The following is an 11,011-nucleotide window of genomic DNA, read 5'->3' on the forward strand; positions in this document are numbered from 1 at the left end:
TATTGTGTTTTTAATTTTTTATTTCTTTTTGAAAAAACACATGTCAGTATTTTGTTACATTATTATGTTGTTATATTATTAGTTGATTGTATTGTTAATAAGATAATATGTTTCCTGTTAAATAGAAAAGGCACTGCAATATGATTACAGTGCCTTTTCTATTTATTATTATTATGATAGTTCCCTGGTGAGGCTATCTTTTTGATAACACCTAATTTAAAACCTAATTTATGTTATCAGCTAGGTACTACTGCGATTTGTTTGATTTCTATGTGAAGAAGGTAATATTTTTTATTATCTATTTCCTTTAAACTATATATGGCTAAATTATTTGATGTCTATTTTTTATACATATTCTTTATCTTTGGTGGAGCAATAATAAAATGTCTTATATATCAAGAGAAAAGATAGATTACTTGTCCATTGGTCATCGACTGCGTGCTTATCGTATTGCCTCCTCATTAAAAGCTGAAGATGTAGCTGAAAGTTTAGGGATCTCCCGTGCCGCTGTCTATCGATTAGAAAAGGGTGAAATCGTTAAAATTGAGACATTAGATAATCTTGCTCGATTACTTAACACCTCATTAAGTAGCTTATTAGGTATTAATACGGAGTATTACTCTAGCGCTAATGGTTTTTTTGAACGAATGCGCCAACTTGAAACGCAATCTTCCCATATTTATACCCATTTCGAACCCTTTTCTTATTTATTAACCTCTGATTGTTATGATAAAACGCTTGTCGAAATGTTAACAGAAGCCTCTCCTGAAAATGCGCTAACAAAGAAGCAACAAGAAGTTTTATCTATTTTAAAAGAGCGTAAAAAGCATCAATCATTACACTCACCGCATATTTATAATTTAATTAGTCAACAGCAAATCGAAAAATTTCTTTATGTTGGTATGCTAGGCTCTGTTAATGTAAGTAAAGCCATTCAACAAGAAAGAAAACAACGCGCAAAACAAGAAATCAGCCATTTAATTGAAAAGTTAGAGCAAAAAAATAGTCATCTTAATATTGCGATTATTTCAGATACGATGCCATCTTTAACCTTTCAATTGTTTTATCAAAACAAAGCACCTCTCTCTTTAGCGGTTAGTCCATTTCGTTTAGGTGAATTTCCTAATGTAAGTACGGGTATTGCGACAGTATCTTCATCAACAGAAGCAATATTCCAATATCAATCTCTGTTTGATACGTTATGGGCAAAAGCAATAAAAAATGATGATGCCATTACACGCCTAAAAGAGATTATCAGTCATTATTGATTAGCTAGAACACCTAATGTTTCCGCTAAGATATCTGCAGCTATTGCAATATCACTAAACTCCGTAAATTCATCTGGGTGATGACTAATCCCCGCAACAGAGGGGGTAAAAATCATCGCTGTCGGGTATAAAGATGCCATATTCATTGAGTCATGACCGGCACCACTTAACATAGTCATATAATTGATATCGTGTTTTTGACAAATATTTTCAATAACTTGGCAAATTGAGTCATCCAGTTTTACTGGTGATTCAGCCGAAATAGGTTGCACTATTATTTTTACACCAAAATCTTTTTCTGCTTTCTCAACACTGTTTGTTAAACGCTGTACAACACGTTGAATACTGTCCGTATCAATACCACGAATATCCACGGAGAATTTTACTTGCCCTGGAATAACGTTCATCGAGTTTGGTATGACATTAAGTTTACCAATGGTACCTACGGTGCCGTATACCGCTTCCGTACAGGCAGCATGATTGATATCAGTAATAATACCCGCACTCGCCACTAACGCATCTTGACGTTGATACATTGGCGTTGCACCAGAGTGGTCTGCATGGCCATTTACGATGACTGAAAAGCGTGTTGGCGCAGCGATACCATTGACAATTCCAATTGTTTTTTGATCGTTTTCTAGACGTTTACCTTGTTCAATATGTAATTCAACAAATGCACTATAACGGTCTGATTTAAGTAAACATTGATCTAAGTTTTCATGCTGATAACCAAGGGATTTTAAAACATCAAAGAAATTATTACCTTCATCATCTCTATTTTGTTCCCATCGAGTACGGTCAATTTTTCCTGTTAGCACTTTACTTCCGATACATGAAAACCCAAATCGGCTCGATTCTTCTGCTCGGAATACAATTAACTCTAGATCACGTTTCAGTTGTTGTGGTTTGTATTGCATCAAAGCATAAAAACCAGCAATAACTCCTAAGGCGCCATCATAAGCGCCCCCTTGGGGAACGGTATCAAGGTGAGAGCCTGTTCCTACGGCGGGTAATGTTCTATCTTGCCCCGGTAAGCGAGCGTAGAGTGTGCCAATACCGTCACGATAGACTTCAAGGCCTGCCTCTTTCATTACACTAGCAAGATAGAGATGGGCTGCTTCATCTTCTTCGCTATAGGCAATACGTGTTATCCCTTTGTCATGGTTATCTTTTTTATAAATTTGCATTGTTTCAATTAATGTTTTCATATCATTAATTGAAAAGTCTGTTGCTGTAATTGGTTGAGTCATAAGGTTATTCTCCGGTGTTTTCTGTAAAACTGTCTAAAAAATGAGACAAATAAAAGATTAAAAAAGCCATCTTTTATAGATGGTCTGCTATTTTTATAATCGTTACTTATTATATTTACTTCTCAGAATTTATTTCGTCAATGGTAAATAAGAGGGATTTTATATTCTGTGAGATAGGGCGTAATTAAAAAGAGATATATTTCTGACTTATTTCATAAATGAATCATTATTGTGTTAAAGATGTTATAAAAGATAAATAAAATAAGATGTTGTACTGATATTAATCTTTCTTATTTTTAATATAAATGAAAATTATTCTCATGGGGTATATTGGATGATATTCTCATCCAATATATTAATAATTAAATCTAGAAGAAGTATTTAAAACGTGCTCTTACACCATAACGATCTTTATCGCTATTTTCTATTTCAATATCTTTACCATTAATAACAGAATAATATGCACCTAAATAGATTTTAAAATTATCCATATCTAAAATATTAGGTAATTCATATGAGGAATAGAGAGTGTGGATATTATATTTTCCTGGGCCAAATATAATATCATTATTGTTATCATCATCACTATTAATAGTATATGACTTAATATTATTATGGGCATAGATATAGCCTAATTGTAATTTACGCCATAAAATATTAGTACCTGTTGTAAAGTCGTTCTCATCGTTAGCGTCTAAATAAGCGGTATTCCAATTTATTGTGACACCATTTTCAGGATTTTGTTGTAGATTGCTCCAGCCTAAAGTTAATCCATAACCGTTGCGTTTGGATTGATCTCTAAATTCACCCGTTTTTTTATCATCATAACCATAAGCATTATTGATAATATTTTTTTCTAAGGCTACAGCAACTTTAAAATTATTGTTATTCCATGCAATAACTGGACGAAAATAAATAACATTTTTATTATTATATAGTTTATTTCCGTGATATTCCTTGTTAGCAAAAATAGACGTTCCATCTTCAATTAATAAATTAGTTTCAAAATACCAATTATTATATTGGCTATTAAACATCATGCTACCACCACTATTGCTTCTCCCTCGACCTTCTTTCATCATGTAGATATAACCAAAGCCATCACTATAAGTATCATTTGCAGTGTTGCCTGAATATTCAACAAAAGTATCTTGATTAAGTGGGAACATATCATAAGCTTCATAACGACCTAACTTAAATTGCCAACGCTCTTTTTTACCAAAATAAAAAGCGGCATCGTCGAGAGATACCTTACCATCAATATTTGCCAGTGGTTGAACAGTGAAGCCTGCATAATTTTTATTATCTAACAGACGCTCTCCGTCTAAGCCAATTAATATACGCCCATTGATCCCCCATTTATCATAATCGCCATAGTCTTTTTCTTTACCTGAGCGCATGTTAATGGAGGTTAGCTGACCTTTTTTACTTGCGATATCTGTATTAAATTCAACATCACCATATAACTTGAGTTTTCCATAACCGGTATTTGTTTCTATCAGCGATGACGGTGGCGCAGTTATAGTTTCGCTAGTTTGTGATAGATTGTTATTAAGCGCCTGATTTTGTTTTAACGCATTTTCTAACTTAGCGGCACGTTGCTCTGCTAACTCAGCTCTTTTTTCAGCGGCTAACGTTCTCTCTTCTAGTCGAGCTAAACGTTGTTCTATCGATAATTCATTTGTATTGGCGTGAGCAATTGTCGGCACGGCAATGCCGATACAAGTCGCTATCGCAAGGTGTTTGATGTTCATTGTTTATTCCTTATATCGGGAATAATGGAGGTTTATTATCCCCATGTTTTTTTATTAAAAAAGTGAATGAATATCTATTTCAGTTAATGAGTGAACAGCTAAATCTGCTTCTGGTAAGGGGCCGTCAGCAGTAACGCCAATTGCATACATGCCCGCTTGTTTAATCGATTGTATTCCAGCAATCGAGTCTTCAAATCCGATACATAAATGTGGTGGAATGTGAATAAACTCAGCTGCACGCAAAAATATTTCAGGATCGGGCTTGCCTTTTTTGAGTGTTTTAGGATCAACAATTGCCTTAAAATAATGCTTAATGCCTAATTTTTCTAATATGGTTGGGGCATTTTCTGAAGCTGATGCAATAGCACAAGGAATGTGATTATTGTTTGCTTGTTCTATTAGATCTAAAACACCCGGTAAAATATCTTTTGGAGTAATATTATTTAATAACTCAAGATAATATTTATTTTTTGTTTCTGTTAATGATTTTTTTTCATCCGCAGAATAAACATCACTTTTATTACCATGAGATAAAATAAGCTCTAATGACTCAATTCGACTTATTCCTTTTAATAAATGGTTAAACTCTTTGTCAAAATCAATTCCTATTTCATTAGATAGTTTTTTCCACGCAATATAGTGGTAATTGGCGGTATCAACAATTACGCCATCCAGATCAAAAATAAGACCTTTAGTCATTTTGCGTGTCTCCATTTAAATTTAATACTAATAACGTATTGGCGGTTAGCTTATGCGTTTGATGGTTAATTAAAATAGTACTGGGCTTATCACTTAAAATACTAATTTCTTTATGAGTGAGATTAATTTGATATAAAGTAGAGCGATGCAATAATTTAAAGCTTAGTTTTTGCCATTGTTGAGGGAGTGAAGGGGTGATGGTCAACATATCCTGACGAATATCAACACCGGCATAAGCCATGATGGTGGTATTTAATGTTGCCGCCATGACACCAGTATGAATACCTTCGGCAGTTGTTCCACCTTGAATATCATTATAATCTGAATAAAGAGCATCTTGATAAAGTTGCCATGACAAATCATGTAACTGTATTTGTTCTGCGAGATAAGCATGGACAATGCGTGACAGTGTGGAACCATGAGAGGTTCTTTCTAAATAGTAATGTAGATTTTTTTCAGCAAAGTGCTTAGAAACTGAATAACCAAGAGAGGTAATTAGGGAATGTACGGTTTGCTTATCTAAGTTATTAAATAACATCAGGGTATCTGCTTGTTTAGCTACTTTGTAATCATCGGCAGATTTATTTTCTTTACGCAAAATTCTATCCATACGATAGATATTGCCGTATTTTTTTCGATAGCTTTCCCAATCCAGATCTTTTAATTGAAAATAACCTGAGAACTGTTCAATAATTTCATGAGCATCAATATTGATAGCAATACGATTTTTAACTTCTTGTATTTTATTGAAAACGCTAGATTGGCGGTTTAGCTGTTGTAATTTTTTAGAAAAACGATCATTGTTTATGAACATCTCTATTTGATTAAACAACCAAACCACCATTAAATTAGTGTATGCGTTATCTTTTAAGCCACCTTCAAGTGAGTCTGCGTATTTCTCATGAAATTCATCCGGCCCCATAACTCCATCAATATGAAAACGTTGATCGCCTTCATCCCACTGACATTGGTCTAACCAGAACAAGGTAATGTCGTTGAGTAGTTCAAGTCCATACTGTTCCATAAATTGGTGATCATGAGTATTTAGCCAATATAGCCACACATTATAGGCAATCGCTAATGAGACATGACGTTGACGACAACTATGGTCGGCATCCCATTGCCCTGATAAGGGGTTTAAATGCAGTGTCTGGGTTTGCTCACTACCATCATGCCCTGATTGCCAAGGGAACATAGCACCTTGAAATCCTTCTGCTCGTGCCGCAAGACGCGCAGCAGGTAGCCTGTGGTAACGATATAGTAATAGTTGGCGTGCGGTTTCAGGGAAGTGCATAATATAAAATGGCAGAATAAAGATCTCATCCCAGAAAATATGGCCTCGATAGGCTTCCCCGTGTAACCCTCGGGCGGTGACTGAAACATCTAATTGATGTTGCTGATTGCTAAATGGTGATGCGGATGACAGTAAATGGAAGGTATGTAAGCGTAGTAATTTTTGGGTCATCAGATCGCCAGAAATCGAGATATCGGCACTATCCCATAACGTTTGCCACGCTTTTTGGCTATTTATCAATTGGCTGTGTAAAGGTTGTTGTTCCCAATTAACCACATCTTGCCATGAGTCTGGGTAAGCCGTAGAGGTTGTTACAGCAACACATTTTTCAAGTTGATAGGTGGTATTTTGTTGAGCGTTGAAGGTGATGGTTTGTTCAACAAGCGTATCTGAAACATGACAAACAATATCTTCATTTGCAAAGAAATCACCACTTATTGTTGACGATAATCCGATCCCTATTTTTGACTGATCTGTTTGAGCTAATATAAATGCGTGTTGCTTATTCGCTCCAGTTTGTAACACATGATAATGATGGGGATTAAGGCTACGGTAGCGTTGTACACCGTAATTATAAGTATTTCCTTCTAGGCGAGTTATAACCGTTATCTCACCTGAGAAATTTAATGGTTTAAAGGTATATAAAATGGCGTAATGTGACATATCAGCCATATTGGCAAATTTTGTACAATGAATATCAAGTTGCTGTCCTTCAGGGGTTTCTACACGCCATTGGCTAGTGAATACACCCGTTTTTAAATCTAATTGACGTGTTAAATGGTGTGTTATCAGTTGCTTTGGATGAAGATATTCTCCCTTACCAATTTTAAGAGAAATAAATTGTCCATTAGGTGCATTAACAAAATCTTCATTAATCACCTGATGGTTTTCTATTTGTGAACTTGCTTGATTATATAGGCCAGCAATATAGGTAGCGGGGTAGTGCTCATCACTTATAGTCATTTCGGGCAAAGTTCCTCTTAACCCAATATAACCATTGGCCGTAGTTAAGAGAGACTCTTGGCAATATTCATCTTTTCCTGTTTCTAAGCCTGAATATTCAATTGACCAAGCAAAGTTATTGGCAACTGTAACCATTTTTTCTTCTAAATCATGATGATGTTCAAGCTGCGCTTTATTGATATAAATAAAAGGTTTATTAAATATTTCAGTAAAGAAATTTGATAAATTTATTACTTTATTATCAATGGTTTTAATAATAGCGCTATCCGATTTATTACTTGTCGAATATATCAAACCACCTTGAGCAGAGTTAAATTTATGATTAATAGCTTTAGCCATATTTAGCCAATCAAGGTAATGGCTATTTGTGGTATTAAATGAATAATGGCTTTTTTCTGAAAGATATTTAATGGTGATATCAGTATCAGAAAGAATAACAGAGATATAATTCATGTTTAACCTTTAGTTTGAGATTAAATTAATCGACTTGCAAGGTGCCTGCTTTTTCTTTATAGCGATAGACCAGAATGGTTAATCCAATAGGGACGACAATAGCCACTATCATTGCCAATAAATAAACTAACCAATAAGTAGGTTGGATAGATAAAATACCGGGTAATCCGCCGACACCAATACCATTAGATAGCACATTATTTAATCCACAAATCAAACCCGCTAGCGCAGCGCCAATCATGGCGCACAGCATAGGAAAGCCATATTTTAAGTTGACGCCATACATGGCTGGCTCTGTCACACCTAAATAAGCAGAGATAGCTGCCGGAATAGTAATTTCTTGTTCATTTAATTTGCGGCTAACGATAATAATGCCTACAACGGCGGATGCTTGAGCAATATTAGACAGAGCGATAATCGGCCAAATAGGTGTACCGCCATAACTTTGAGTCATTTGTAAATCTATCGCTAACGTTGTGTGATGTAAGCCGGTGATCACCATGGGGGAATAGAAAAAGGCAAAAATAGTTGAACCAATAGGGGCAAAATCACCTAACATTAAAAATTTGATCAGTTGGGCGAGACCATCACCTATGCTTCTACCGATAGGGCCTAAAATAACATGGGCAACAAAAACGGCGACAATAAGAGTTACAATCGGCACAATAACTAATTTTAGGTAATCAGGGATAAAACGACGTAATTTAGTCTCAAACCATCCCAGAAATAGTCCCGCTAAAATCGAAGGGATCACTTGGGCTTGATAACCTACTTTCTCAATAGTAAATAAACCAAAATTCCAAACCTCAGGAATTTGTGTACCTAAATTGTAAGCATTCATTAGTTGTGGAGAAACTAAGGTTATACCTAGTACGATACCTAGTGCAGGTGTACCACCCATCTTTTTTACACTCGACCAGCAAATACTCACAGGTAGAAAATGGAAGATGGCTTCACAAGGTAACCAGAGAAAATCATATATTGGCGTTAACCAAGGATAAAAATAAGTGAGGGGTTTATTATCTGATATAGGCATTTCGCCAATAACATTTCTTAATCCTAACAATAAACCGCCGCAAATTAAGATAGGTAATAATGGAACAAAAATTTCGGCTAAATTGGCAATCAGCTTTTGCCAGGATCCCATATTCTTTTTCGCATCAGATTTTATATCATCTTTAGATTTAGCTTTTAATGAAAGCTTATCAATTAATAATTTATAGTAGATATCAACATCCATACCAACAATAACTTGAAATTGACCCGCATTATTAAAACAGCCTTTAACAAAAGATATTTTTTTAATTTTATCTATATCAGCAAGATTGGGATCATTCAGAACAAAACGTAATCTGGTTAGACAGTGTGAAACGCTAATAACATTATCTGAACCTCCAACAAGAGTAATTAACTCTTCAATGGCTTGGTTGTTTTGAGGTATCGACATATTAATATTCTCATAATAGTAGGGTTATTTTTAATATATCGAGATCTTTCTTTTTATCCAATGGGAACGTTCCCATAACAAGATAAAGATCACAGTTAATGATCATTAATTTATTTGATCATGGGTTTAAGTCATGACTTGATATAATGATTTTTTGTGCAGGAATATTTTTTTCTAGCATTTGTATCAATATGTTAGCAGCTTCTTGTCCACTTTCTCTAAAACCTAATCGATAGAATTTAGTTTGAGGAAATAAAAAGGTGAGTAGATCATTACGACCGATGCAGGCCACCTCAATATGATCTATTTTCTGTTCGGCTAAATATTTTTGTACACCAAAGGCCAGAGAGTCGGTCGCACATAAAATAGCTTGAGGCTTGCTTGCTAATGCTTGTTTGGCAAGTAAATAGCCACTTTGATAATTAAGTTCACCAAGTTGAGCTTGAGATATTAATTGATGTTGCTGGCAATATTGAAGATAAGTTTGATAACGTAATAAACCCGTTGTTTCATCATTAATTTGGATCCCGATAAAACTTATATGTTGATAATGTTTGTCTCGATGGAAATAATGCATTAAAGCGTTAACAGCTCGTTCATCGTCATGACAAATGGAAACAAAACCTTCTAGTGGTCTTGCTATAACAACCATTTTTTGTTTCCAACTTGCTAAGTTAGCCGCATTGATCCCTGAAAATGCAAATAATATTACGCCATCGATTTTCTGGTGGGCGAGCATTTTTAAGTTTTCTTCTACTTTGGCTTGGCTAAATTGGCTTTCTAAAATAATAGGGTCAATGTTGTTTTGATAAAGGATAGGTAATATGGCACTAACTGCTTGATTTTCCGCATAAGAATCAAGGCGAGTGACGATAATACCAAAAGAACGATTAGAGTACCCCCGCATTGCTCGTGCAGATTTTGACGGTGTGAATTTATATTTCTCAATAATTGAGTTAACTTTTTTCCTTGTTTCTTCATTAACCATAGGATCTTGATTAAGTACTCTTGAAACAGTCGATTTGCCCACACCACAAAGTTTGGCTATATCATTGATTGTTAACTTTTTTTTATTAGTATCTGTCATGAGCGTTTTTCTGTATTTATCTGCTGTGTGATAAAGTTATTGTAGTTTTAGCAGGTTGTTTTCCACAAGTGATTCTTTTACTGTTTGATTTAGTCTAAAAATTGTACGCAGATACTACCACAATCGTAAAAAAGAGAATTTTATATTTGTCTTTTTTGTATACTAATAACAATAAAATGAGTATACATTGTTAGATGAGAATAAATAACCACCATCGTTTTGACTAAAAACAGAAAGACTTCTTTGCCAACCTTCTTTTACATATAAATTGGGAATTATTTTATTGATAATTTCACTGTTATTATCGTTAATAAGGATCTGTGTAGATGCTAGCTTGTAGCTAGTTTTCAGTTTGGTTATATCAAAAAAAGATTTTCTATACACTGTGATCAAATCGCCGTTATAATCAATAACACCTCGAATACTTGCCCATCCTTGCTCCTCCCCTAAAGTAAACATTAATTCTAAATTAGCTTTAGTATCCTCTTTATCATAAATAATTAACTTTGCTTCACAATTTATTACATTTTCTTTTTCTTGATTGAAGTAAAAACTAAAATAAATCATTAAACTTAAAATGATAACTAATACACTAATAGCACTATATTTTTTCATTTTTTATTATCCAATACATAAATAGACACACATTGATTATGCAAGAAATTAATAGGACTAAACTTTTTTTTACATAATATTAATGATGTTCGTGAATAAGAATCACTTTCAGTTATATAGATGAAATTATAATCTGAATAACTAGAAATATAATTATCAATTAAATTTTCTTTTTCCTCAT

At 34.2% G+C, this 11,011-nt stretch carries 8 protein-coding genes and 1 pseudogene; 1 reads left to right on the forward strand and 8 read right to left on the reverse strand.

Annotated features, from left to right (window positions below; genetic code table 11):
- Positions 1-383: 383 nt before the first annotated feature.
- Entirely contained in the window at positions 384-1,268 is an 885-nt protein-coding gene (locus tag AACU98_RS00105) for a helix-turn-helix domain-containing protein (RefSeq protein WP_004244894.1), read from the forward strand.
- On the opposite strand, the gene AACU98_RS00110 is transcribed toward AACU98_RS00105, so the two are convergent.
- From AACU98_RS00110 to AACU98_RS00145, 8 genes and pseudogenes are all read right to left on the reverse strand, one after another.
- A complete protein-coding gene (locus AACU98_RS00110; protein ID WP_161735313.1) occupies positions 1,262-2,518 on the reverse strand; it encodes a Zn-dependent hydrolase in 1,257 nt (418 codons plus the stop codon). The genes AACU98_RS00105 and AACU98_RS00110 overlap by 7 nt on opposite strands.
- 368 nt (positions 2,519-2,886) lie before the next feature.
- Positions 2,887-4,272 (reverse strand): carbohydrate porin, encoded by a 1,386-nt coding sequence (locus AACU98_RS00115; protein WP_004247343.1) that lies wholly within the window; start codon positions 4,270-4,272, stop codon positions 2,887-2,889.
- A 54-nt stretch (positions 4,273-4,326) separates the two neighbouring features.
- On the reverse strand, positions 4,327-4,971 hold the full coding sequence (gene pgmB, locus AACU98_RS00120) for a beta-phosphoglucomutase (protein WP_004252426.1): 645 nt from the start codon (positions 4,969-4,971) through the stop codon (positions 4,327-4,329).
- The gene (locus AACU98_RS00125; protein ID WP_161735315.1) at positions 4,964-7,681 is read right to left on the reverse strand and encodes a glycoside hydrolase family 65 protein; all 2,718 of its coding nucleotides are present in this window, start codon (positions 7,679-7,681) and stop codon (positions 4,964-4,966) included. The genes pgmB and AACU98_RS00125 overlap by 8 nt, the downstream gene beginning before the upstream one ends.
- Before the next feature lie 25 nt (positions 7,682-7,706).
- Entirely contained in the window at positions 7,707-9,128 is a 1,422-nt protein-coding gene (treB, locus tag AACU98_RS00130) for a PTS trehalose transporter subunit IIBC (protein WP_161735317.1), read from the reverse strand.
- Between the two features lie 118 nt (positions 9,129-9,246).
- Entirely contained in the window at positions 9,247-10,215 is a 969-nt protein-coding gene (gene treR, locus AACU98_RS00135; RefSeq protein ID WP_004244888.1) for a trehalose operon repressor TreR, read from the reverse strand.
- Between the two features lie 162 nt (positions 10,216-10,377).
- On the reverse strand, positions 10,378-10,830 hold the full coding sequence (locus AACU98_RS00140) for a hypothetical protein (protein WP_161735319.1): 453 nt from the start codon (positions 10,828-10,830) through the stop codon (positions 10,378-10,380).
- Positions 10,827-11,011, reverse strand: a pseudogene (locus AACU98_RS00145) (winged helix-turn-helix domain-containing protein); the annotation flags it as partial. The gene AACU98_RS00140 and the pseudogene AACU98_RS00145, both read right to left, overlap by 4 nt.

Source organism: Proteus sp. G4380, from assembly GCF_963885725.1.
Classification (GTDB): Bacteria; Pseudomonadota; Gammaproteobacteria; order Enterobacterales; family Enterobacteriaceae; genus Proteus; species Proteus mirabilis.

Bases quoted from the DNA above. Each gene is read 5' to 3' on its own strand.
- treR (WP_004244888.1), bottom strand. From the start codon at position 10,215: ATGACAGATACTAATAAAAAAAAGTTAACAATCAATGATATAGCCAAA.
- AACU98_RS00110 (WP_161735313.1), bottom strand. From the start codon at position 2,518: ATGACTCAACCAATTACAGCAACAGACTTTTCAATTAATGATATGAAA.
- AACU98_RS00105 (WP_004244894.1), top strand. From the start codon at position 384: ATGTCTTATATATCAAGAGAAAAGATAGATTACTTGTCCATTGGTCAT.
- AACU98_RS00115 (WP_004247343.1), bottom strand. From the start codon at position 4,272: ATGAACATCAAACACCTTGCGATAGCGACTTGTATCGGCATTGCCGTG.
- AACU98_RS00125 (WP_161735315.1), bottom strand. From the start codon at position 7,681: ATGAATTATATCTCTGTTATTCTTTCTGATACTGATATCACCATTAAA.
- pgmB (WP_004252426.1), bottom strand. From the start codon at position 4,971: ATGACTAAAGGTCTTATTTTTGATCTGGATGGCGTAATTGTTGATACC.
- treB (WP_161735317.1), bottom strand. From the start codon at position 9,128: ATGTCGATACCTCAAAACAACCAAGCCATTGAAGAGTTAATTACTCTT.
- AACU98_RS00140 (WP_161735319.1), bottom strand. From the start codon at position 10,830: ATGAAAAAATATAGTGCTATTAGTGTATTAGTTATCATTTTAAGTTTA.